We start from the raw sequence: 23839 nt of genomic DNA on the forward strand, positions 1-23839 counted from the left end.
GCCGTGCCTCCGGCAGCGTCCCCGGCACCATCCCCGGCCGTGCCTCCGGCAGCGTCCCCGGCACCATCCCCGGCCGTGCCTCCGGCAGCGTCCCCGGCACCATCCCCGGCCGTGCCTCCGGCACCATCCCCCGCCGTGCCCCCGCCGGCATTCCCTGCCCTGCCCCCGCCGGCATTCCCTGCCCTGCCCCCGGCAGCATCCCCACCCCCGCCCCCAGCAGCACCCCCGCTGGCATCCCCGCCGCCACCCCCGCCGGCACCCCCGACCGTCTCCTCCACAGCCCTCGCGAGCCACTCCGTGGAATGTGTGAAGGAGTAACCGAGCGAGGTCGCGCGGGAGTTGTCCATGCCGTACGAGCGGGTGAAGGAGAAGGGGGAGACTTCGCCGACCTCTACGGGGTGGAAGAGGGTTCGGCCGCCGGTGAGCTGCTCGATCGCGGCGCAGATGTCGGCGGTGGTGAGGGGGCCGTGGGAGTGCGCGTTGACGGGGCCGGTGAATTCGGAGGCGACGGCCCAGGCGAGGAAGGAGGCGATTTCCTCGACGTATATGTAGGTCGCGGGGTGGTTCACGACGGGTACGGCGATCGGCTCGCCGGCGCGGACGCGCTGGGCGTAGTGGTCGAGGCGGCCGGTGAAGTCGTCCGCGCCGCCGAGTACGTGTGCCACGCGCACCGAGGTCCAGGCGAAGGGGGAGCCGGCGGAGAAGACGGCTTCGGCTTGGCGCTTGCCCTCGCCGTAGTGGGTGTCGAGGAACTCGGGGTCGTCCCAGGGGAGGGTCGTGTCGACGGTGACCGTTCCCAGGTCGAGGGCGGATTCGGTGACGGGTGCGGGGGAGTCCTCGTACTCGTACACCTCGACCGTCGACGTCATGACGTAGCGCCCGGTGCGGGGGCCGAAGACGCGGAGGGCGATGTCGGCCTGGCGGGGGGTGTAGCAGACCTGGTCGACGACGACGTCGAAGGAGCGGCCCGCGAGGGCGGATTCGAGGGCGGATTCGTCGTCGCGGTCGGCGACGATCTGCTCGATTCCGGCGGGGGCGGGGGAAGAGCCCCGATTGAGCACGGTGATGTGGTGTCCGGATTCCCGAAGGAGGGCGATGAGCCGCTTTCCGAAATAGCGATTACCGCCGATGACCAGAATGTCCATGAATCCCAACTCCCTTGTTTCCGGGGTCAAGTGTTACGTTGTGCGCTCGCTGATTGAAGGGGGAAACATGGGACTCGCGGCCGCCGCACCGAAGGAACCACGGCATTCGCGCGCCGGCGCCGACGAAACGTCGGCGGTCGCTTTCGACCCCATCGACCGGCAGATCCTGGACCTCCTGCAGACCGACGGACGGATCAAGCTCAGCGAGCTCGGCCGGCGGGTCCGGCTCAGCCCCGCGGCGGTCACCGAGCGGGTGCGGCGCCTGGAGGCGGGCGGGGCGGTCACGGGGTACGGCGCGCACGTGTCCCCGGCGCGGCTCGGCTACGGCATCCAGGCGTTCATCCGCGTGAACCCGCACGGCGGCTACACCCTGAAGCACCCCCGCACCCTGGAGCTCACCGCGCGCCCGGAGGTCCTGGAGGTGCACCACGTGGTCGGAGAGGACTGCTGGATCCTCAAGGTCGCCGTCACCGACACGATCCATCTCGAAGAGGTCCTGGAGCAGACCTCGGCGCTCGGCCGCACCACGACGTCGATCGTCCTGTCGTCCCCGGTCGAGCGGAAGCCCCTGCTGCCGCCGGCGTGAAGCGGCCCCCGCCGCCCCGATGCCGTTCCTGCCCCGCCCGTCCTGCCTTGTTCTTGCCTTGCCCCGTGCCACCTCGCCCCGCCATGCCCCGCCCCACCTCGCCTTGCCTTGACGTCGGCGTCAAGGCCTACGGTCGGGACATGCGCATCGGAGAGCTGGCCGAGCGGGCAGGAACCACCACGCGGACTCTGCGGTACTACGAGTCCCGGGGCCTGCTGACCGCCCGGCGTACGGAGCAGGGGTACCGCACGTACGACGAGGACGACCTGCGGTTGCTCCAGCAGATCAGGACCCTGCAGGACTTCGGGTTCGAGCTGGAGGAGACGCGGCCGTTCGTCGACTGCCTGCGGGCCGGGCATCCGGCGGGGGACGCCTGTCCGGCGTCGATCGCCGTCTACCGGCGGAAGGTCGCCGAGCTGGACGGGCTGATCGACCAGCTCAGGGCGGTACGTGCGCAGGTGGGCGCCCAGCTGCTGCGGGCCGAGGCGGAGCTGCCGTACGGCCCGGAGCCCCGATGCGAGCTCGGCGCGGTGACGGAGACGGAAGCGAAGGAGTGACGGGAATGACGACGACGTACGGCGAGGCCGTGGGCGAGGTCACGGACGCGGACTTCGGTGCGGAGGTGCTCGGGGCGGGAGGCCCGGTCCTGGTGAAGTTCACGGCGGAGTGGTGCGGGCCCTGCCGGCAGATGAAGCCGGTGCTGGGAGCGATCGCGGTGGAGGAGGCGGGGCGGCTGCGGATCGTCGAGATGGACGTGGACCGCAACCCGGAGACGGCACTGAGGTACGGGGTCCTGGGGACTCCGACGCTCATGGTGTTCCATGCGGGCGAGCCGGTGAAGTCCCTGGTCGGCGCGCGGCCGAAGCGGAGGCTGCTGGAGGAGCTGGCGGACGTGCTGTCCGGGTGACCGTCGGCTGACAGGCGCATACAGAAATACCCCGACTAGAATTGACAGTCGGGGTATTGCGTCGCGTATATTCATGGATTCCGTGTCTGGGCATACGAGAGACGCGGAGAAGTTCAATAAACGCACTGTATCGCGCCGGGAGTCGAATTGTCAACCGAGGAATTTCGGAAAGAACAGCAATTCATCACCGATCTGTACGCACGACTCGACGACCTCAGGGACCAGGCCGAGGCCGCCGTCGAGCAGGCCCTGCGCACCCCGGGGGTCGGCGGCAACCAGGGACGGCTCGAACGGGACGTGCTGGTCGCCGAGCAGTCCGGCCTGCTCGCCGCGCTGAACGCGGGGGAGAGCGGGCTGTGCTTCGGCCGGCTCGTGTTCCAGGACGGCCGCGACCACCACATCGGCCGGCTCGGCATCCGCGAGGACGACCCGAACCGCACCCCGCTCGTCGTCGACTGGCGCGCCGAGGTCGCCCGCCCCTTCTACCTCGCCACCGGGTACGAGCCGATGGGGCTCACCCGCCGCCGGCACATCACCACCCTCGGCCGCACCGTGACCGCCCTCCACGACGAGGTCCTCGACCTCGCCGACGCCACCCGCACCGGCCACGAGAGCCGGGACGCCGACGAGGTGCTGCTCGCCGCGCTCGACGCCGCCCGCACCGGCCGGATGCACGACATCGTGCAGACCATCCAGGCCGAGCAGGACGCCATCATCCGCTCGCCGCACCGCGGGGTCCTCGTCGTCGAGGGCGGCCCCGGCACCGGCAAGACCGCCGTCGCCCTGCACCGGGCCGCGTACCTGCTCTACGCCCACCGCGAGCAGCTCGCCAAGCGGGCCGTCCTCATCGTCGGCCCCAACCCGGCGTTCCTCGGCTACATCGGCAACGTCCTGCCCTCCCTCGGCGAGACCGGCGTCCTCCTCGCCACCCCCGCCGAACTCTTCCCCGGCGTCCGCGCCACCGGCACCGACACCCCGGAAGCCGCCGCGGTCAAGGGCTCCGCCGCCATGGCCACCGCCCTCGCCGCGGCCGTACGCGACCGCCAGCAGGTCCCCGAACGCGGCGAGCCGCTGATCGTCCCGCACGACGACGGCGACCTGGTCATCGACTGGGACATGGCCCTGGAGGCCCGCCACAAGGCCCGCGAGACCGCCCTCCCGCACAACCTCGCCCGCCCGTACTTCGTCTTCCGGATCCTCGACGCGCTCGCCGAACAGCTCGCCGACCGGATCGGCGCCGACCCCTACGGCGGTCCCAACTTCCTCGGCCCCGACGACATCGCGCTGCTGGCCAAGGGCATCGCCGCCAACCCGGAGGTGTACGCGGCGATCGGCACGCTCTGGCCCGCGCTCACCCCGCAGGACTTCCTCGCCGACTACCTCGCCGAGCCCACCCACCTTCCCGAGGAGGACGCCGCGGCGATCCGGCGCGACGGCGGCCCCTGGGCCCCCGGCGACGTCCCGCTCCTCGACGAGGCCGCCGAACTCCTCGGAGAGGACGACTCCGCCGCGCGCGCCGCCGAGGAGGCCGAACGGCAGAAGCAGATCCAGTACGCGCAGGGCGTCCTTGACGTGTCCTTCGCCTCGCGCACCTACGAGTTCGAGGACAAGGAGGAACTCGACAAGGACGCCTCCGAGGTCCTCTCCGCCCACGACATCATCGACGCCGAACGCTTCGCCGAACGCCACGAGGAGGCCGACCACCGGACCGCCGCCGAACGGGCCGCCGCCGACCGCACCTGGGCCTTCGGGCACATCATCGTCGACGAGGCCCAGGAACTCTCCGCGATGACCTGGCGGCTCCTCATGCGCCGCAGCCCCAACCGGTCCATGACGCTCGTCGGCGACCCGGCGCAGACCGGCGACCCGGCCGGCGTCGGCGCCTGGCAGAGCATCCTCGCCCCGTACGTGGAGGACCGCTGGGACCACGTGCGCCTCGGCGTCAACTACCGCACGCCCGCCGAGATCATGGCCGTCGCCGCCGAGGTGCGGCGGGCCGACGACCCCGGCTTCGAGCCGCCGAGCTCGGTGCGCTCCACCGGCGTGGAACCCTGGGACCTGACCGTCGAGGACCCGGTGAAGGAGGCCGCCGACGCGGTCGCCGCCGAAGCCCGCGCGGAGGGCCGGCTCGCCGTCATCGCCCCGCCCGCCCTCCACCCCGGACTCGTCGCCGCCCTCCCCGACGCCTCGTACGGCCCGAAGCCCGACCTCACCCGGCCGGTCGTCCTCCTCGACCCCCGGCAGGCCAAGGGCCTGGAGTTCGACACCGTCCTCGTCGTCGACCCGGACGGCATCCGGGCCGGTGCCACGCACGGTGTCAACGACCTGTACGTGGCACTGACCCGGGCCACTCAGCGCCTCGGCATCATCCGGCCGGCGGCCGCGGAACCGGCGGCCGCGGAACCGGCCGTCACGGAACCGGCCGTCACGCCGGCCTGAGCCAGACCGTCGCCAGCGGCGGCAGGGTCATGCGCAGGCTCGCCGCGCGGCCGTGCCACGGCACCGACTCGGTCTTCACCGGGTCGGTGCCGACGACGTCGCCGCCGCCGTAGCGGGCGGCGTCCGTGTTGAGGACCTCCGCCCAGGCCGCGAAGGCGTCCGGCACGCCCAGCCGGTAGTCGTGCCGGACGACGGGCGAGAAGTTGCACACGGCGAGCAGGGGCGAGCCGTACGCGTCGAAGCGCAGGAACGCGAAGACGTTGTCCTCGGCCGCGTCCCCCACCACCCACTGGAACCCCTCCGGGGCCGTGTCCCGCTCCCAGAGCGAGGGGCTCGCCGCGTACACCGTGTTGAGGTCGCGCACCAGGTCCCGCACGCCCCGGTGGTCGGCCTCGGCACCGTACGACGGGTCGAGCAGCCACCAGTCCGGGCCGTGCTCGGCCGACCACTCCGCGCCCTGGGCGAACTCCTGCCCCATGTAGAGGAGCTGCTTGCCGGGATGGGCCCACATGAACCCCAGGTAGGCCCGGTGGTTCGCCCGCTGCTGCCACCAGTCGCCGGGCATCTTCGACACCAGGGACCGCTTGCCGTGCACGACCTCGTCGTGGGAGATCGGCAGGATGTAGTTCTCGCTGTACGCGTAGACCATCGAGAACGTCATCTCGTGGTGGTGGTACTTGCGGTGCACCGGCTCCTTCCCGACGTAGCCGAGCGAGTCGTGCATCCAGCCCATGTTCCACTTCATGCCGAAGCCCAGACCGCCGAAGCCGCCCGGCCCCACCTGGTCGGTCGCCCGCGTCACGCCGTCCCAGGCCGTCGACTCCTCGGCGAACGTCACGATGCCGGGGCAGCGCCGGTACACCGTCGCGTTCATCTCCTGGAGGAACGCGACCGCGTCCAGGTTCTCCCGGCCGCCGAACTCGTTCGGCAGCCACTCGCCGTGCTCCCGCGAGTAGTCGAGGTAGAGCATCGACGCCACCGCGTCCACCCGCAGCCCGTCGATGTGGAACTCCTGGCACCAGTACACCGCGTTCGCCACCAGGAAGTTCCGCACCTCCTTGCGGCCGTAGTCGAACTCCAGGGTCCCCCAGTCGGGATGGTGTGAGCGGCGCGGGTCCTCGTGCTCGTACAGCGGCCGCCCGTCGAACTCCGCCAGCGCCCAGTCGTCCTTCGGGAAGTGCGCCGGCACCCAGTCCATCAGGACCCCGACGCCCGCCGCGTGCAGCGCGTCCACCAGGAACCTGAAGTCGTCCGGCGTGCCCATGCGGGCCGTCGGCGCGTAGAACCCCGTCACCTGGTAGCCCCACGAACCGCTGAACGGATGCTCGGCGACCGCCATGAACTCCACGTGCGTGAAGCCCAGGTCCCGCACGTAGTCCGGCAGCTGCTCCGCCAACTGCCGGTACGTCAGGCCCGGCCGCCACGACGGCAGGTGCACCTCGTACACCGACAGCGGAGCCTCGTGGTGCGGACGCGCACCCCGCCGCTCCATCCACTCCGCGTCGTCCCACACGTAGTGCGACTCCGTGACGATCGACGCCGTGTTCGGCGGGCACTCCGTACGGCGGGCCATCGGATCCGCCCGGACGGTGTGCGAACCGTCCGGGCGGGCGATGTCGTACTTGTAGACGGCGCCCTCGCCGACCCCCGGCACGAACAGCTCCCACACGCCCGTCGAGCCCAGCGACCGCATCGGCAGCCCCGTGCCGTCCCAGCACGTGAAGTCGCCCGTGACCCGCACGCCGCGGGCGTTCGGCGCCCACACGGCGAAACGGGTCCCGGCGACGCCCTCATGGGTCATCACCCGCGAGCCGAGCGCCGTCCACAGCTCCTCGTGCCGGCCCTCCCCGATCAGATGAAGGTCCAGCTCCCCGAGCGACGGCAGGAAGCGGTACGGGTCCCGCACCGCGAGCTCCTCCGCGCCGTCCTCGTACCGGACCCGCAGCTCGTACGCCGGGACCTTGCGCAGCAGCGGGATCACCGCCGAGAACAAGCCGTCACCGTCGTCGTGCAGCACCACGCGCCGGTCCTTCGCGACGACGGCGACCTCCTTCGCCCACGGGCGCAGCACCCGGACGGCGATACCGCCCCTCACCGGGTGCGCGCCCAGCACGCCGTGCGGATCGTGGTGCTCACCCGCCAGCAGGCGGGCCCGCTCTCCCGGGTCGAGGGGTGGCGCCTTCCTTACCGCGTTCCGGTCCGGCGTGGCCGTCTTCTTGGTACGGGACGTCTTGCCTGCGGATCGGGCGGTCACCGGGGGCCTCCTGAAGGACGGGGGGAACGGGGGTACAGATGCGCAACGTCTTCACGCCATGACTGGAAACTCGGCCGAACGGGGCCCCTCCGCATTCCCGCAGGCAGCCCCCACCCCCCACCTGCTCCAAACGGGTCCCACCCGCCCCCGCGCCGGCCCGCCGGACCTCCGCCCACACCTCCCGGTCCGCGTGCCGCGCCCACCCGGCCGCCCCCCGTGTCGTGAGCTGCGCCCCCGCCACGTCGGTTGGGGGCCGCGGGTTCTCGGCCGCCTTTGGGTTGTGGGCTTCGCCCTTCTCGGCCGCTACCTGGGTTGTGGGCAGCTGTTCCGCTGGGGCGGAACGGGTGGGCACAACCCACGACGGCGCCGCACACGGGGTGCGGGCTCAGGCGCGGAAGCCTTGGCCCGGCAGGGGGCGCCGTCCCGTGTGCCCACCCGTCCCGCCCCAGCGGGACGATTGCCCACACGGGGGTGGGCGACGGGGTAGGGGCGCCAACCCGCGCGGGGGTGGGCGACGGGGTGGGGGTGCCAGCCCACGCGGGGGTGGGTGCGGGCATGGGGGGCCCGGCCCACACGGGGGTGGGCGTCGGCGTAGGGGTGCCAACCCGCGCGGGCATGGGAATGCCGGCCCGGGCGGGGGTGGGCGGCGGGGCGCCGGCGCGCGTGGGGGTGGGCGCGGGCGGTACGTGGGTGGGGGTGGGGGTCATTGGGGGGTGGAGAGGCGGTGGATGGCGGACATGGGGACGGGGAGCCAGTCGGGGCGGTGGCGGGCTTCGTAGACGACTTCGTAGACGGCTTTGTCGGTCTCGTAGGCGCGGAGGAGCGCGGGATCGGCCCGGGGGTCGGTTCCGGCGGCCTCGGCGTAGCCGGTGCAGTAGGCGGCCCGGCAGCGGGCGGCCCAGTCGGCGTTCCAGGGGCGGTGGGTGCGGGCGGCGTAGTCGAACGAGCGGAGCATGCCGGCGACGTCGCGGACGGTGGGCTGGGGGCTGCGCCGTTCGTCGAGGGACTTGGCGGGTTCGCCCTCGAAGTCGATGACGGCCCAGGCGCCGTCGGACCCGCGGAGGGTCTGTCCGAGGTGGAGGTCGCCGTGGATGCGCTGGAGCGCGCCCGTGCCGGCGCCGGCCGCGGCGAAGACGGCCCGCAGGCCGGGGACGTAGGGCAGGAGGGCGGGTACGGCCTGGGCCGCCGCGTGGAGGCGCCGGTCCATGGCGTCGGCGACCTCCTCGGCCTCGGCTTTCCGGAGCCGCCGGGTGGGGAGGGCTTCGGCGAGGGCGAGGTGGACCTCGGCGGTGGCGCGGCCGAGGGCGCGGGCCTCGGTGGTGAACTCGCGCCCGTCGGCGAGCGCGTCGAGCGCGAGCCGCCAGCCGTCGCGGGAGTCGCGCAGGTACGGCTGGAGGACGCCGAGGGTGGAGGCGCCGGACTCGAACCAGGCGACCGGTGCGGGGACCCGTTCGCAGCCAGCCTGGCTGAGGGCGAGCGGGAGTTCGAGGTCGGGGTTGGCGCCGGGGCTGACCCGTCGGAAGATCTTGAGGATGAACGAATCTCCGTAGATCAGGGACGAGTTGGACTGTTCGGCGTCGAGCATGCGGGGGGCGAGGGCGGGGGGCAGTGCGGTGGTGGCGTGGAAGCGCAGGGGGCCGGTCCGGCCCGGGCTGCGCAGCCGCTCGTAGAGGAGTCCGGCGAGCCGCGGGTCGCGCAGCCCTTCGTACACGGCTCGTCCGGCGAGGGGGCCCTGCCGGATCCGCCCGATGAGGGCGGGGGCGAGGCGGGGCGGGAGCTGGGTGCGTACGCCCAGGAGGAGTTGGTAGCAGTCGGCGGGCGTGCCGGCCGGGCGGCCGGGTTGTTCGACCCGTACGAGGAGGTGGAGGAGGCCGGGTCCCGCGCCGTCCAGGGGGAGCAGCTCGGTGGCCGCGTCCAGGGTGAATCCGGTGACCCGGCGGCCCTTGCCCGCGAACCAGCGCTGCCGTGGCAGCCATTCGTGGAGCAGGGGGGCGAGGGACGGTAGGAGGGCGTCCGGGGCCCGGGTGGTGGATGCGGTCTCCGGCATGGCATCGCGTCCTTTCCCCGGGGCGCGCAGTTGGCTTTCGTATGCGTTCAAATGCGCAGAGTGTCCCGGATGGCGGCTGTGACTGTCCGGATGTGCGGGACGTGTCGGAAAGGGAAGATCCGTATGGGTCCGCCAAGTGGGCCCGGATGGACCTGAATCGTGTGTCGTTCACAGTGCCCAGAGCGGGACGGTGGAAACCGTCCCACCCCGTGCGAGCGAGAACTTGCTCTCGCTCAGGCCTTCTTGAGACGGAACCAGTAGAAGCCGTGTCCCGCAAGGGTCAGGAGGTAGGGCAGCTGGCCGATGGCCGGGAACTGCACCCCGCCGATCAGTTCGACCGGTCGGATCCCGTCGAAGCGCCGCAGGTCGAGCTCGGTGGGCTGGGCGTGCCGCGAGAAGTTGTTCACGCAGAGCACCAGGTCCTCGCCGTCCTCGCGGAGGAAGGCGAGCACCGCGGGGTTGGACGCCGGGAGTTCCGTGTACGTCCCCGTGCCGAAGGCCCGGTTCTGCTTACGGATCTCGATCATCCGTTTCGTCCAGTGCAGCAGCGAGGACGGCGAGGCCATGCCCGCCTCGACGTTGGTCACCTGGTAGCCGTGGACGGGGTCCATGATGGCCGGCAGGTAGAGCCGTCCGGGGTCGCAGGAGGAGAAGCCCGCGTTCCGGTCGGGTGTCCACTGCATCGGGGTCCTGACCCCGTCGCGGTCGCCGAGCCAGATGTTGTCGCCCATGCCGATCTCGTCGCCGTAGTACAGCACCGGCGAGCCGGGCAGCGAGAAGAGCAGCGCGGTGAACAGCTCCATCTGCTTGCGGTCGTTGTCGAGGAGCGGGGCGAGGCGGCGCCGGATGCCGATGTTGGCCCGCATCCGCGGGTCCTTGGCGTACTCGGCGTACATGTAGTCGCGCTCTTCGTCGGTGACCATCTCGAGGGTGAGCTCGTCGTGGTTGCGCAGGAAGATGCCCCACTGGCAGCCGGAGGGGATCTCCGGGGTCTTCGCCAGGATCTCCGAGACCGGGTAGCGGGACTCGCGCCGGACGGCCATGAAGATCCGCGGCATGACCGGGAAGTGGAAGGCCATGTGGCATTCGTCGCCGCCGGAGCGGAAGTCGCCGAAGTAGTCGACGACGTCCTCGGGCCACTGGTTCGCCTCGGCGAGCAGCACCGTGTCCGGGTAGTGGTCGTCGATCTCCTTGCGGACCCGCTTGAGGAAGCCGTGGGTGGCGGGGAGGTTCTCGCAGTTGGTGCCCTCCTCCTGGTACAGGTACGGCACCGCGTCGAGCCGGAACCCGTCGATCCCCAGGTCGAGCCAGAACTTCAGCGAGGAGAGGATCTCCTCCTGGACCGCCGGGTTCTCGTAGTTCAGGTCCGGCTGGTGCGAGAAGAACCGGTGCCAGTAGTACTGCTTCCTGACCGGGTCGAAGGTCCAGTTGGAGGTCTCGGTGTCGACGAAGATGATCCGGGCGTCCGCGTACTGCTTGTCGTCGTCGGCCCAGACGTAGTAGTCGCCGTACGGGCCCTCCGGGTCGCGCCGGGACTCCTGGAACCACGGGTGCTGGTCGCTCGTGTGGTTCATGACGAAGTCGATGACCACGCGCATCCCGCGCTGGTGGGCCGAGTCCACGAACTCGACGAAGTCGGCCAGGTCGCCGAACTCGGGGAGCACCGAGGTGTAGTCGGCGACGTCGTAGCCGCCGTCCCGCAGCGGCGACTTGAAGAACGGCGGCAGCCAGAGGCAGTCGACGCCCAGCCACTGGAGGTAGTCCAGCTTGGACGTGATGCCCTTCAGGTCGCCGACGCCGTCGCCGTTGCTGTCCTGGAAGGAGCGGACGAGGACCTCGTAGAAGACGGCCCGCTTGAACCAGTCGGGGTCGCGGTCCTTGGCGGGGGTGTCCTCGAAGGTGTCGGGGACGGGCTCGTTGACGGTCATGATGTGGGTGACCCTCCGGTCTGCGGGGACGGTCGCAGGACGAGGACGTGCGCGGGTGTGACACCCGGTTCCAGGCGCACGTAACTGGTCCTGCCCCAGTGATAGGTCTCGCCGGTGAGCTCGTCGCGCACCGGCACGGTCTCGTGCCAGTCGAGGCCGAGTTCCGGCATGTTCAACGAGAGTGAAGCCTCCTGGGTGTGGTGCGGGTCGAGGTTGACGACCACCAGAACGATGTTCGAACCCGAGCGCTTCGAGTACGCGATCACCTGGGGGTTGTCGGTGTCGTGGAAGGTCAGGTTCCGCAGCCGGCGGAGCGCCGGGTGACGGCGCCTGGCCCGGTTCAGGGCGGTGATCAGCGGGGTGATCGTCGCCCCGGCCCGTTCCGCCGACTCCCAGTCCCTCGGCCGCAGTTCGTACTTCTCCGAGTCGAGGTACTCCTCGCTGCCGTCCCGCAGCGCGGTGTTCTCGCACAGCTCGTACCCGGCGTACATGCCCCAGGACGGCGACAGCGTCGCGGCGAGCACCGCGCGCGCCTCGAACGCGGGCCGACCGCCCTCCTGGAGGTAGGCGTGCAGGATGTCGGGGGTGTTCACGAAGAGGTTCGGCCGCATCTGCGCGGCCGTCTCCCCGGACAGCTCGGTGAGGTACTCCGTCAGCTCCTCCTTGGTGTTCCGCCAGGTGAAGTACGTGTACGACTGCTGGAAGCCGATCGCGCCGAGCGTCCGCATCATCGCCGGCCGGGTGAACGCCTCGGCCAGGAAGATCACGTCCGGGTCGGCCCGGTTGATCTCGCCGATCACCCGCTCCCAGAACACCACCGGCTTGGTGTGCGGGTTGTCGACGCGGAAGATCCGGATCCCGTGGTCCATCCAGAACCGCAGCACCCGCACGGTCTCGGCGACGATCCCGTCCATGTCCCGGTCGAACGCGATGGGGTAGATGTCCTGGTACTTCTTCGGCGGGTTCTCCGCGTACGCGATCGAGCCGTCCGGGCGGTGGTGGAACCACTCCGGGTGCTTCTCCACCCACGGGTGGTCCGGGGAGCACTGGAGCGCGAAGTCGAGCGCGATCTCCAGCCGCAGCTCCCGGGCCCGCGCCACGAACGCGTCGAAGTCCTCGAAGGTGCCGAGGTCCGGGTGGAGCGCGTCGTGCCCGCCCTCCGGCGAGCCGATCGCCCACGGCACGCCGACGTCGTTCGGCGACGCCGACAGCGAGTTGTTCGGGCCCTTGCGGTGGGTCTCGCCGATCGGGTGCACCGGCGGCAGGTACACCACGTCGAAGCCCATCGCCGCGACCGCAGGGAGGCGTTCGGCCGCGGTGCGGAAGTTCCCCGGGACCGTACGGCCCCTGACCTTCCGTACGCCCTCCGAGCGCGGGAAGAACTCGTACCAGGAGCCGAAGAGGGCCCGCTCGCGCTCCACCTGGAGGGGCAACGCGGGCGAGGAGGAGAGGAGTTCGCGCAGCGGGTAGCGGTCGAGGGCCTCGACCACGCGGGGCGCGAGCGAGGCCGCGAGCCGGACGGCGGCCGGCCGGGACACGTCGCGCAGCGCGTCCGCGGCCGCGAGCACCGCCTCCCGGCCGCCGCCCTTCTTCGGGACGCCCTTCGCGGCGCGCTCGTGCAGTTCGGCCCCCTCGGCGAGGACCAGTTCGGAGTCGATCCCGGCCGGGATCTTGATCCTCGCCGTGTGGCGCCAGGTGGCCACCGGGTCGCTCCACGCCTCGACGGTGTACGTCCATCGGCCCTCGGCGTCCGGGGTGACCTCGGCGCCCCACCGGTCGGTGCCGGGGGCCAGTTCGCGCATCGGGGTCCACGGGCCGGGGCGGCCGGACGGGCCGCGCAGCACGACATTTGCGGCGACCGCGTCGTGGCCCTCGCGGAACACGGTCGCCGTCACCTCGAAGGTCTCTCCGGCGACCGCTTTCGCGGGTCGGCGGCCGCAGTCGACCAACGGGCGAACGTCCAGTACGGGAATGCGTCCCATGAGCGGATTCACAGCATCACCTGACGGGTTACGGGGGTGCGGGTGGTGGTGCGCTCTTTCTAGCTCCGCCGACGGCCGGCGGGTTGCGGGCATGGCCGCTCCTGTCCGCGTTCACTCGAATGGCGGGTCCACAGGGAGTACGGGGGTCCACGGGAAGTACGGGGTCACGGAGGGACGGTTTCGGGAGGCGTACCGGAGGAGCCTTCCACGGTCGTCGGGTGGGCAATCCGGCGCTTTGTTAACTACTCGGGCGTAGTCGTCTCGGCAAGCACGTGGTCCGGACAGAAAAGAGCCCCGCCTTCTGTGGGGCGGGGCTCTGTTTCCGGCCGGGCGTCAGTTCCGCGGCGGCGCGTCGGGTCCGTCCGGGTCCGTCGACCAGACCTGCCAGGGCTGGCGGGCCACCCACTCCTCCACCGGGGAAGGGGCGAGGTCCAGCACCTCGGTCGAGACGCCGTCGTCGCCGGCCATCAGGAGCGGATCGGCGCCGCTCGCCATGTAGTGGTAGATCCCGGCCACTCCGGCGGCCGTCGCCGGGCCCAGGAGCTGTGCGAGGCCGTGCTCGAAGGCGACCGGATCCAGCTCCTCGTACCGCACCCCGCGGCCGAGACCGCGGCCGAAAGCGGCCGCCAGCTCGCCGCCGGTCAGGGACCGCTCGCCGCCGATGTCGAACGTCCGGCCCTCCAGGCCCTCGCGGGTCAGCGCGGCGAACGCCGCCTCCGCCAGGCCCCGGTGGGAGAGCCACGCCGTCCGCGCCGACTCCGGCAGCGGATAGGCGAGCACGCCGTCGTCGACGAGAGCGGGACCGTTCCACGGCGAGAACAGGTTGTCCAGGTACACCGGCGGCCGGATCACCACCAGCGGCACCCCGCTGTCCCGCAGCACCCGCTCCGCCAGCCGCCGCGTCTCGAACGCGGCCACGTCCGTCGGGCCCGGCGGGATGCGGGTGTTGGCGTTGAACACCAGCCGGAGCGTCCCCGCCGCCAGCGCCGCCTCCGCGACGTTCCGCGCGTACGCCTCCACCCGCTCCGCCTCGTACACCAGCGGCATCGTCACGAACGCGTGCGTCGTCCCCTCGAAGAACCGCCGCACCTCCGCCGGCCGCCCCAGATCGCCCGCGGCGAAGACGGCGCCCGGCAGCGGCGGCCGGTCGGCCTCGGCGCGCCGGGTCAGCGCCCGCACCCGGTGCGTCCGCTCGGCGAGCAGACGGGCCACCGCGGCACCCTGGAACCCGGTCGCGCCCACGACCGCCACCCGCATCGGAATCTCACTGGACATGTGTGTGGAAGGCCCTTCGATAGGCTGTCACCGCTGTCGTGTCGGCGTCGTTCCAGGCTCGCCGCGACGGCTTCGGCCGTTCAATTAACAAACCGGGGCGGAAGTTGAAGGATCGTCCATGGAAACCGTGGGAACCGACCGTCACGAGCAGCGCGAGGACCTCCTCAGCGAACTGCTGAAACCCCTCAGGCTCACCGGGGTCTTCGACAGCCGCTGGCACGTCCGGGCCCCCTGGGCCATCGAAGGCGACGCCGAGAGCAGCTGCGCAGTCCTCCACTACGTCGTCGAGGGCGACTGCTGGATCACCACCGACGACGAACCCCCCGTCGCCCTGCACGCCGGCGACCTCGTCGTCTTCCCCACCGGCACCGCGCACCGCCTCTCCGACCGGCCCGACCGCCAGGGCCTCCCGCTCAAGGCCGTCCTGCCCGAACGGCGGCCCGGCACCTCCGGAGAGATCGTCATCGACGGCACCGGACCCGAGAGCCGACTCCTGTGCGCCGGACTCCACTACGACGCCAGCGCCGCCACCGGCCTCTACACCTCACTGCCCTGGGCCCTCGTCCTCGACGGCGCCCAGGTCGACCGGGAACCGCTGCTCCGCGACACCCTCAGGCTGCTCGCCGCACCGGACCGGCCCGTCGGACCCGGCGACCGGCTCATCACCCTCCGCGCCTTCGAGATGGCGCTCGTCCTCGCGCTCCGCCCCCTGCTGCGCGAACTCGCCGACAGCCCGGCCTCCCTGCCGCTGCTGCGCCACCCCGGGATCAGCCGGGCCGTCGTCATCATGGCGACCCGGTTCGCCGAACCCTGGACCATCGACTCCGTGGCCCGCGAGGTCGGCATGTCACGGTCCGCGTTCACCGCCGCCTTCCGCGACCTGGTCGGCGAGTCCCCCGCCCGCTACCTCGCCGCGCGGCGCATGCAGGAGGCGGGCCGGCTGCTCGCCGAGACCTCGCTCCCGCAGTCGGCCGTGCCCTCCCGCGTCGGCTACCAGAGCGCCGTCGGCTTCCACCTCGCCTTCCGCAAGTGGTTCGGCGTGACCCCCGGCGAGTACCGGGCGGGAGAGGCCAGCGCCGCCTGACGCCCCCGACCTGACATCTTCGGGCGCCCCTGGACGGTTCTTAAGGAGCCCTGGACGGACGCTCATTGTCCGGACCGGCCGCACCGGTCCAGGCTCGGGACCGGCAGTGCCGTGACACCCGAGGAGAGGCGAGGCGCCGGTGACGAGGTCCGGGCAGGAGTATCTGGAGGGGCTGCGCGACGGGCGGGCGATCTGGCTCGACGGGGAGCGGGTCGCGGACGTCACCGCGCATCCCGCCTTCCGGACCACCGCGGCCTCCTTCGCCGGCCTGTACGACCTCGCCGACGACCCCGTCCACCACCCCGTCCTCGTCCACGGCGGGGTGCGCCGCGCCGGCGCCGTGCCGCGCTCCTACGAGGACCTCGTCGCCCGCCGCAGGGCCTTCCGCACGACGGCCGAGGCCAGTTACGGCTTCCTCGGCCGCACCCCGGACTACATGGCCGCGGGGGTCGCCGGGTTCGCGGCCGCGCCCGGCGTGTTCACCGGCGCGGCCTTCGACGGCGCCGACAACGTCCTCGCGTTCCACCGGCGGCTCGCGGACGGCGACCTGCACACCGCGTTCACCCTCACCAACCCGTCGCAGGGGCGCGGCGACGACGACCGCACCCTCCGGGTCGTCGGGGAACGCGACGGCGGGATCGTCGTCCGCGGCGCGAAGACGATCGGTACCGGAGCGGTCTTCGCCGACGAACTCCTCGTCGGCACCATCGAACCGCTCGCCGACGACGACACCGACCACGCCGTGACCTTCTCCGTACCGCTCGACACCCCCGGCCTCAAGCTGATCTCCCGCACCTCCTACGAGCAGCGGTCCCGGTCCGTCTTCGACCACCCGCTCTCCTCCCGGTACGACGAGAACGACGCGATGCTGGTCTGCGAGGACGTCCTCGTGCCCTGGGAACGGGTCCTCACCTACCGGGACCCGGCCACCACCGCGGCGATCTGGTGGCAGACCCCCGCCTACCCGAACCTCGTCCACCAGTCCGCCACCCGCTTCTGGACCAAGCTCGCGTTCCTCACCGGCCTCGCGATCCTCGTCGCCCGCTCCCACGGCACCGAGAAGCTGCCGCCCGTCACCCAGTCCCTCGGCCGGCTCCTCGGCATGGTCGCCCAGGCCAAGGCGTTCGTCCTGGCCGCGGAGGCCTCGTACGAGGAGGTCGACGGCGGGCGCGGCGGCGTCAGCCCCGGCCGGGAGATCTCCTTCGCGCAGCGGATCATGGCCGGCGAGCTGTACCCGCGGGCCATCCAGGACATCAAACTCCTCGCCGGCGGGGCCCTCGTGCAACTGCCCGCGAGCGGCCGCGACCTCCTCCACCCCGAACTCGGCCCGCTGGTCCGCCGCTACTTCGCCGTCCCCGGCCATGCCGCAGAGGACCGCGTGAAACTCCTCAAACTGGCGTGGGACGCGCTCGGTTCGGAGTTCGCCGGCCGCCACGAACAGTACGAGCGCTTCTACCACGGCGCCCCGCACGTCTACCTGACCATGCAGACCTGGGCCGGGTCGGCGGGGGAGTGCGAGAGCCTCGCCCAGTCCTGCCTCGACGGCTACGGCCTCGGGACCACCCGGTGACGCCACCACCACCCGGGCCACGGCGCGGGGCGCTCGCGCTGCTCGCCTCCACCCAGCTCCTCCTCGTCACCGACACGGCGATCGTCAACGTCGCCCTGCCCTCCGTCGGCGCGGACCTCGGCTCCGGCTCCACCGGCCTGTCCTGGGTGGCCAACGCCTACCTGATCGCCTTCGGGGGGCTCCTCCTGCTCGGCGGACGCGTCGCCGACCTCCTCGGCCACCGACGCGTCTTCCTCGGCGGCCTCACCCTGCTCGCCGCCGCCTCCGCCCTCGGCGCGCTCGCCCCCGACGCGGGCGTCCTCGTCGCCGCCCGCGCCGTCCAGGGCGCCGGCGCCGCCCTCGCCGCGGCCGCCGCCTTCGCCCTGCTGCTCCTGCTCTTCCCCGACGGGCCCGACCGGCACAGGGCACTCGGCGCGTTCGCCGCCATGGGCGGCCTCGGCGGAGTGCTCGGCACGGTCCTCGGCGGCGTCCTCACCGGACTCCTCGGCTGGCGCGCCACGTTCTGGCTGAACGTCCTCCTCGCCGCGGTGCTCGCCGCCCTCGCCCTCCGCGTCCTCGAACCCCGCGCCGCACGGGCGTCGCGCGGCGGCTTCGACATCGCCGGTGCGCTCACCGCGACCGCCGGACTCGGCCTCACCGCCTACGCGCTGGTCGGCGGCGCCGGCGCCGGATGGCTCTCGCCCCGCACCCTCGGCGCCGGGGGAGCCGGCCTGGCGCTGCTCCTCGCCTTCGCCGCCGTCGAGCGCCGGGCCGGCGCACCGCTCGTGCCGCCCCCGGTCCTCGCCCGCCCCGCGCTCCGCCTGGCCAACGTCCTCGCCGCGCTCGCCCAGACGACCCTGTTCCCGATGTTCTTCCTGGTCAGCCTCTATCTGCAGAGCGTCCTCGGGTACCCGCCGCTCGGCGGCGGCCTCGGCCTCCTCCCGCTCTCTCTCGCCGTCGTCGCGGTCGCCCCGCAAACCGGCCGGATCATCTTCCGGATCGGCCTCCACCGCACCACGACCCTGGGCTTCGTCCTGCTCTGCGCCGGCACCCTCTGGCTCGGCCTCGCGCTCACCGCCGACGGGACCTTCACGACCACGGTCCTCGCGCCGAGCCTGCTCCTCGGCGCCGCCCTCCCGCTCGTCACGGTCGCCACCAACGTGGCGGCCACCGCCGACGCCGCACCCGAGGAGACCGGGCTCGCCTCCGGACTCGTCAACACCGCCCAGCAGTTCGGCTCCGTCCTCGGCCTCGCCGTCCTCGTCGGCGTCGCCACCGCCCGTACCGAGGCCCAGGACACCGCACGCGCCGCCGCCGAGACCGCGGGCTTCCGCGTCGCGCTCCTCACCGGCGCCGCCTTCGCGGCCCTGGCCGCCCTGCTCTCCGTCCGGCTCCACCGGCCGGAGCGCTCCCCGAAGCCCGTCCCGTCGTCCACCACCACCGGCGAGTGAGCCGAAGAAGAGAGGAGCCGGGACGTGCTCGGCGATCCGCGTCACCGCACCGAGGACATACGCGCCGCCGACCCGCTGGGCGCCGACGCCCTGCTCGCCGCCGTGCCCGCCATGAACGAGCGGGGCGACGCCGCCGCGCTCACGGTCGCGCTGCGCGCCCTGCTGCCGGACCCCGACCGGGCGGCGCTGTGGAGCGTGGGCTGCGCGGCGGCGGCCATGCGCGACCTCGGCATCCTCCTCGGATCGCTGAAACGGCACGGCGTGCAGCCGCTGGCCGCGGTGCCCGAGGCGCTGCCCGTGCTCGAACTCCTGGGCCGCCGCACGGACATGGTGCCCAGGGACACCGTCCACCACTACACGACCTGGAACCCGGTGGGCCCGCGCCGCCGCTCGTACACCGGCCATCCGGCGGAGGCCCTGCTCCAGGAGGCGGTACGGATGGTGTTCCCCGGCCTGGCCGGGGCCCTCGACGACTGCGCCCGCCTCACCGGGCTCGAACCGTACGACCCCGCGTTCCCCGCCGTCCTCGACCGGATCGCCCGCCGGGTGCGGGCCCTGGTCGACTCCATCGACCTGACGGTCGCCGAGGTGTCACCGGAGTACTTCGCGCTGACACTGCGCCCGTACTTCGAGGAGGTCGAGATCGGGGGCCGCGCCTACCTGGGCCCGGCCGCCGCGCAGGTGCCGCTCTGGCCGATCGACCTCACGCTGTGGCAGTGCGACCGCCCGGACCCGGCGTACGACGCCTTCCTCGCCGACTCGGTGCCGTACGCGCTGCCGGCCTGGCGGGAGTTCCACGCCCGCCACCGGGGCGGGGTGTCGGCCGTCAGCAAACTGTCGGCGGCCGTCAGCTGGGAGGGCGCCGACCGGCTCCCGCCGCCGCTCGCCGCCTCCGCGGAGGCCCTCGGCCGGGTGCTGCGGATCCTCAAGACCTTCCGGGCCCGCCACATCGGCATCGCCCGCAAGGCGTACGACGACGACGTGCGCCTGTACGAGGAGGGCAGCGGCGGGGCCCCGGTCGCGCTGCTGCGCACGATCCTGGACCTGACCAGGGAGAACGAGACCATGGTGCGCCGCGCGACCGTGCGACGCCGTCCCGCCGGGGCCCCCGTCGGTCCGACCGCCGCCTAGGAGCAGCCGAGATGCCGTCCCCCGTCCCGTCCCCCGCCCCGCACCCGTACGCGTACCCGTACGGGCAGAGTCCGCACGTCGTGATCGCCGGCGGGGGTGTCGCCGGGCTTACCGCCGCGCTCGCGCTGCACGCCGCGGGGTTCGAGCGGGTGACGGTCGTCGAGGCGGCGCTCGCGGTCCGCCCGCTGGGCGCCGGGCTCAACCTGATGCCGAACGCGGTCCGCGAACTCGACGCCCTCGGCCTGCTCGACGCAGTGGAGGCGGGCGCCCTGCGCACCCGCGAACTGCGCTACTACCACCGGTCCGGCGGCCTCATATCGCGCGAGCCGCGCGGTCTCGGCGCGGGCTACCGCTGGCCGCAGCTCTCGGTCCACCGCGGCCACCTCCAGCAGGTGCTCGCCGGCGCGGTACGGGCCAGGCTCGGGCCGGGCGCGCTGGTCACCGGGGTCCGGGTGCGCGGCGTGGAGCCGCTGCCGCACGGCCGGACACGGCTGCTCCTCGAACACCGCGAGGGCGCCGTGTGCGGCCGGGCCTCGCTCGAACCGGACGTGCTGGTCGGCGCGGACGGCATCCGGTCGGCGGTCCGCGCCGCACTGCACCCGGGCGAGGGCGGGCCGCAGTGGAACGGGATGCTCGTGTGGCGCGGGGTGTCCCGGATGCCGGCGCGGGCGGTCGGCCCGTTCATGCTGATCGCCGGCGACGACCGGCAGAAGGCCGTGGTCTACCCGTTGGGCCGGCCGACGGGACGACGCCGGGAGGTCCTCGTGAACTGGGCACTGGCCCGCCCGGCCGACGCCAGCTGCGCGTCGGCGGCGGAGCGGCTGCGGGGCGACTGGAACCGGCCCGTCCCGGTGGAGACGTTCCTCCCCTTCTACGAGGACTGGGAGTTCGACGGCGTCAACGTCCCCGACATCCTGCGCGCCGCCGACTCCGCGCACGAGTACCCGATGGTCGACCGCGCGCCCCTCGACCGCTGGACCCACGGCCGCACCACCCTCATCGGCGACGCCGCCCACGCCATGTACCCGATCGGGTCCAACGGGGCGACCCAGTCGATCGTCGACGCCCGGGCCCTCGCCCACGCCCTGGCCCGACACGCCGACCCCGCCGAGGGCCTCGCCGCCTACGAGCGCGAACGCCGGCCCGTCACCACCGCGCTCCAGCGGGCCAACCGGGAGCTCGGCCCCGAGGTCGTCATCGACCTCGCCCACGCGCGCGCCCCGCACGGCTTCACCGACATCCACGACGTCATCTCCGCCGAGGAACTCGCCGCCGTCGCAGGCCGGTACGCGGCCACCGGCGGCTTCGACCCGGCGACCGTGAACCAGGGCTCCCCGTACGAGGTGGCCGTGCCCGCCGTGTGACCCCGTGCGCCGTGGCGCCGCCGGTCGCGGTGCGCCTAACGTCGGGGCGGCACGCCGGTCGCACAGCGTGGTGCGACCGCACCGCTCCGTACTCGCCTGCGAAGGTGGACAACGTGAAGGCAATCCGTCGATTCACCGTGCGTCCCGTCCTCCCCGACACCCTTCGACCCCTCGCCGACCTCGCGCACAACCTGCGCTGGTCCTGGCACGAGCCCACCCGGGCGCTCTTCGCGTCCCTCGAACCCGGCCCCGCGGCGACGCGGACCGGCATCGACCCCGTCCGGATCCTCGGCGCCCTCGAAGCCCCCCGGCTCGCCGCGCTCGCCGCCGACCGGGAGTTCCTGGACCGGCTGCGCGCCGCGGCCGAGGACCTCGACGGCTATCTGCACGCGCCCCGCTGGTACCAGGGCCGGTCAGGTCCCGCGCCGGCCGCCGTCGCCTACTTCTCGCCCGAGTTCGGCGTCGCCGCCGCCCTGCCCCAGTACTCCGGCGGCCTCGGCATCCTCGCCGGCGACCATCTCAAGGCGGCGAGCGACCTCGGCGTCCCGCTGATCGGCGTCGGCCTGCTCTACCGGCACGGCTACTTCCGCCAGTCCCTCGACCGCGACGGCTGGCAGCAGGAGCAGTACCCGGTCCTCGACCCCGGCGAACTGCCGGTGCAACTGCTCAGGGAGGCCGACGGCGAACCCGCCCGGATCACCCTGGCACTGCCCGGCGGCCGCAACCTGCACGCCCACCTGTGGATCGCGCGGGTCGGCCGCGTCCCGCTGCTGATGCTCGACTCCGACGTCGAGGAGAACGCCCCCGGCGAACGGAGCGTCACCGACCGGCTGTACGGCGGCGGCAGCGAGCACCGGCTCCTCCAGGAGATGCTGCTCGGCATCGGCGGCGTCCGCGCCGTCCGCACGTACACCCGGCTCACCGGCACCCCCGCCCCCGAGGTCTTCCACAGCAACGAAGGCCACGCCGGCTTCCTCGGCCTCGAACGCATCCGCGAACTCCAGGGCGAGGGACTGGACTTCGACAGCGCCCTGGAGACGGTCAGGGCCGGGACCGTCTTCACCACCCACACGCCCGTCCCGGCCGGCATCGACCGCTTCGACCGGAGCCTGATCGCCCGCCACCTCGGCGAGGACGGCGCGCTCCCCGGCGTCGACACCGGACGCGTCCTCGCCCTCGGCGACGAGACGCCGCTCGGCGGCGAGCCCGGCGTCTTCAACATGGCCGCGATGGGCCTGCGGCTCGCCCAGCGCGCCAACGGCGTCTCCACCCTGCACGGGGCCGTCAGCCGGGACATGTTCGCCGGGCTCTGGCCGGGCTTCGACACCGACGAGGTGCCGATCGGCTCGATCACCAACGGCGTCCACGCCCCCACCTGGGTCGCCCCCGAGGTCGGCGGACTCGGCCCCGACCCCGCCGACCGGGACCTCTGGGAGCTGCGCCGCACCCTGCGGGAACGGCTCGTGACCGACGTACGGGAGCGGCTGCGGGCCTCCTGGCTGCAGCGCGGCGCCGCCGCCGCCGAACTCGGCTGGACCGACTCCGTCCTCGACCCCGACGTCCTCACCATCGGCTTCGCCCGCCGCGTCCCCTCGTACAAGCGGCTCACCCTCATGCTGCGGGACAAGGACCGGCTCCGGGCGCTGCTGCTGCATCCCGAACGGCCCGTGCAGCTCGTCGTGGCCGGCAAGGCGCACCCCGCCGACGACGGCGGGAAGCGGCTCGTCCAGGAACTCGTCCGGTTCGCCGACGACCCCCGGGTGCGGCACCGGATCGTCTTCCTGCCCGACTACGGCATGGAGATGGCCCGCGGCCTCTACCCGGGCTGCGACGTCTGGCTCAACAACCCCCTCCGCCCCCTTGAGGCCTGCGGCACCAGCGGCATGAAGGCCGCCCTGAACGGCTGCCTCAACCTGTCCGTCCTCGACGGCTGGTGGGACGAGTGGTTCGAGCCCGACTTCGGCTGGGCGATCCCCACCGCGGACGGCGCCGCCGCCGCCGACGAGGACCGCCGCGACGACCTGGAGGCCGCCGCGCTCTACGAGCTCATCGAGCGCCGGGTCGCGCCCCGCTTCTACGACCGGGGCGCCGACGGCGTGCCGACCGCCTGGACGGCCATGGTCCGGCGGACGCTCGCCGACCTCGGCCCGAAGGTCCTCGCCGACCGGATGGTCCGCGAGTACGTCGAGCGGCTCTACGTCCCCGCCGCCGCCGCCCGCCGCGCCCTCACCCCGGACCGGGCGCGGGACCTCGCCGCCTGGAAGGCCCGCGTCCGGGAGGCCTGGCCGCGGGTGACCGTCGACCACGTCGAAGTCGGCGACGGCCTCGCCGACGACCTCGCGGACGCGGAGCTCGGCGCCACGCCCGTCGTCCGGGTCCGGGTGGCCCTCGGCGCGCTCGGCCCCGACGACGTCGAGGTCCAGGCCGTCACCGGCCGGGTCGACGCCGACGACACCCTCGCCGCCACCCGTACGGTCACCCTCAAGCCCGCGGGCGGCCCCGACCTGGAGGGCCGACTGCCCTACGCGGGCACGCTGGAACTCGACCGCACCGGTTCCTTCGGCTGTACGGTCCGCGTCCTCCCCGCCCACCCGCTCCTCGCCCACCCCGCCGAACCCGGCCTCGTCGCCCTCCCGGAGGAGACGAAGGGCGCGGGCGCGGGCGTGCTCCTCAGGTAGCGCGACCGGGGGTGTCCGG

General features: G+C 73.0%; 15 protein-coding genes and 1 pseudogene. 10 read left to right on the forward strand and 6 right to left on the reverse strand.

Translation table 11 applies throughout. The annotated features are described in order from the left end of the window. Window positions 1–260: 260 nt before the first annotated feature. Window positions 261–1145 (reverse strand): annotated as a pseudogene (locus MRBLMG1_RS10100) (NAD-dependent epimerase/dehydratase family protein); the annotation flags it as partial. Window positions 1146–1212: 67 nt separating this feature from the next. Here MRBLMG1_RS10100 and MRBLMG1_RS10105 point away from each other — a divergent pair. The 4 genes from MRBLMG1_RS10105 to MRBLMG1_RS10120 all read left to right on the forward strand — a co-directional run bounded on the left by MRBLMG1_RS10105 (window position 1213) and on the right by MRBLMG1_RS10120 (window position 5077). After that, on the forward strand, window positions 1213–1731 hold the full coding sequence (locus MRBLMG1_RS10105) for an Lrp/AsnC family transcriptional regulator (protein ID WP_367822881.1): 519 nt from the start codon (window positions 1213–1215) through the stop codon (window positions 1729–1731). 140 nt (window positions 1732–1871) lie between these two features. Next, window positions 1872–2288 (forward strand): MerR family transcriptional regulator, encoded by a 417-nt coding sequence (locus MRBLMG1_RS10110; protein ID WP_367822882.1) that lies wholly within the window; start codon window positions 1872–1874, stop codon window positions 2286–2288. A 5-nt stretch (window positions 2289–2293) separates the two neighbouring features. After that, window positions 2294–2638: a thioredoxin family protein gene (locus MRBLMG1_RS10115; protein WP_367822883.1), complete on the forward strand. Its 345-nt coding sequence runs from the start codon at window positions 2294–2296 to the stop codon at window positions 2636–2638. A 147-nt stretch (window positions 2639–2785) separates the two neighbouring features. Continuing rightward, window positions 2786–5077, forward strand: a complete 2292-nt coding sequence (locus tag MRBLMG1_RS10120; RefSeq protein WP_367822885.1) for a HelD family protein — start codon at window positions 2786–2788, stop codon at window positions 5075–5077. Here MRBLMG1_RS10120 and glgB read toward each other — a convergent pair. From glgB to MRBLMG1_RS10145, 5 genes are all read right to left on the reverse strand, one after another. After that, window positions 5064–7331, reverse strand: a complete 2268-nt coding sequence (gene glgB / locus MRBLMG1_RS10125; RefSeq protein ID WP_367822887.1) for a 1,4-alpha-glucan branching enzyme — start codon at window positions 7329–7331, stop codon at window positions 5064–5066. The two genes, MRBLMG1_RS10120 and glgB, sit on opposite strands and share 14 nt — an antisense overlap. A gap of 703 nt (window positions 7332–8034) precedes the next feature. Then, window positions 8035–9378, reverse strand: coding sequence for a maltokinase N-terminal cap-like domain-containing protein (locus MRBLMG1_RS10130; RefSeq protein ID WP_367822889.1), 1344 nt, complete (start codon window positions 9376–9378; stop codon window positions 8035–8037). A 233-nt stretch (window positions 9379–9611) separates the two neighbouring features. Beyond that, window positions 9612–11306, reverse strand: coding sequence for a maltose alpha-D-glucosyltransferase (gene treS / locus MRBLMG1_RS10135; RefSeq protein ID WP_367822891.1), 1695 nt, complete (start codon window positions 11304–11306; stop codon window positions 9612–9614). Beyond that, window positions 11303–13288 carry an alpha-1,4-glucan--maltose-1-phosphate maltosyltransferase gene (locus MRBLMG1_RS10140; protein ID WP_367822893.1) on the reverse strand — a complete coding sequence of 662 codons (1986 nt, stop codon included), beginning with the start codon at window positions 13286–13288 and terminating at the stop codon, window positions 11303–11305. The genes treS and MRBLMG1_RS10140 overlap by 4 nt, the downstream gene beginning before the upstream one ends. A gap of 333 nt (window positions 13289–13621) precedes the next feature. Beyond that, window positions 13622–14563 carry an SDR family oxidoreductase gene (locus MRBLMG1_RS10145; RefSeq protein WP_367822895.1) on the reverse strand — a complete coding sequence of 314 codons (942 nt, stop codon included), beginning with the start codon at window positions 14561–14563 and terminating at the stop codon, window positions 13622–13624. A 118-nt stretch (window positions 14564–14681) separates the two neighbouring features. Here MRBLMG1_RS10145 and MRBLMG1_RS10150 point away from each other — a divergent pair, with 118 nt between their 5' ends. The 6 genes from MRBLMG1_RS10150 (at window position 14682) to glgP (ending at window position 23820) form a co-directional block, all read left to right on the forward strand. Next, window positions 14682–15647, forward strand: coding sequence for an AraC family transcriptional regulator (locus tag MRBLMG1_RS10150; RefSeq protein ID WP_367822897.1), 966 nt, complete (start codon window positions 14682–14684; stop codon window positions 15645–15647). A gap of 139 nt (window positions 15648–15786) precedes the next feature. After that, on the forward strand, window positions 15787–17217 hold the full coding sequence (locus MRBLMG1_RS10155) for a 4-hydroxyphenylacetate 3-hydroxylase family protein (protein WP_367822899.1): 1431 nt from the start codon (window positions 15787–15789) through the stop codon (window positions 17215–17217). Next, complete coding sequence (locus MRBLMG1_RS10160; RefSeq protein WP_367822901.1) at window positions 17214–18647, forward strand: MFS transporter; 1434 nt, start codon at window positions 17214–17216, stop codon at window positions 18645–18647. The genes MRBLMG1_RS10155 and MRBLMG1_RS10160 overlap by 4 nt, the downstream gene beginning before the upstream one ends. Window positions 18648–18671: 24 nt before the next feature. After that, window positions 18672–19778 carry a monodechloroaminopyrrolnitrin synthase PrnB family protein gene (locus tag MRBLMG1_RS10165; protein ID WP_367822903.1) on the forward strand — a complete coding sequence of 369 codons (1107 nt, stop codon included), beginning with the start codon at window positions 18672–18674 and terminating at the stop codon, window positions 19776–19778. An 11-nt stretch (window positions 19779–19789) separates the two neighbouring features. Beyond that, entirely contained in the window at window positions 19790–21142 is a 1353-nt protein-coding gene (locus tag MRBLMG1_RS10170; RefSeq protein ID WP_367822905.1) for an FAD-dependent monooxygenase, read from the forward strand. 113 nt (window positions 21143–21255) lie between these two features. Further along, on the forward strand, window positions 21256–23820 hold the full coding sequence (glgP, locus tag MRBLMG1_RS10175; RefSeq protein WP_367822907.1) for an alpha-glucan family phosphorylase: 2565 nt from the start codon (window positions 21256–21258) through the stop codon (window positions 23818–23820). The last annotated feature ends 19 nt before the right edge of the window (window positions 23821–23839 follow it).

The sequence above is a fragment of the Streptomyces sp. LMG1-1-1.1 genome (assembly GCF_040815545.1).
Lineage (GTDB): Bacteria > Actinomycetota > Actinomycetes > Streptomycetales > Streptomycetaceae > Streptomyces.

Coding starts and splice junctions, on each gene's coding strand:
- MRBLMG1_RS10105 (WP_367822881.1), top strand. CDS start 1,213: ATGGGACTCGCGGCCGCCGCACCGAAGGAACCACGGCATTCGCGCGCC.
- MRBLMG1_RS10110 (WP_367822882.1), top strand. CDS start 1,872: ATGCGCATCGGAGAGCTGGCCGAGCGGGCAGGAACCACCACGCGGACT.
- MRBLMG1_RS10115 (WP_367822883.1), top strand. CDS start 2,294: ATGACGACGACGTACGGCGAGGCCGTGGGCGAGGTCACGGACGCGGAC.
- MRBLMG1_RS10130 (WP_367822889.1), bottom strand. CDS start 9,378: ATGCCGGAGACCGCATCCACCACCCGGGCCCCGGACGCCCTCCTACCG.
- treS (WP_367822891.1), bottom strand. CDS start 11,306: ATGACCGTCAACGAGCCCGTCCCCGACACCTTCGAGGACACCCCCGCC.
- MRBLMG1_RS10140 (WP_367822893.1), bottom strand. CDS start 13,288: ATGGGACGCATTCCCGTACTGGACGTTCGCCCGTTGGTCGACTGCGGC.
- MRBLMG1_RS10145 (WP_367822895.1), bottom strand. CDS start 14,563: ATGTCCAGTGAGATTCCGATGCGGGTGGCGGTCGTGGGCGCGACCGGG.
- MRBLMG1_RS10150 (WP_367822897.1), top strand. CDS start 14,682: ATGGAAACCGTGGGAACCGACCGTCACGAGCAGCGCGAGGACCTCCTC.
- MRBLMG1_RS10170 (WP_367822905.1), top strand. CDS start 19,790: ATGCCGTCCCCCGTCCCGTCCCCCGCCCCGCACCCGTACGCGTACCCG.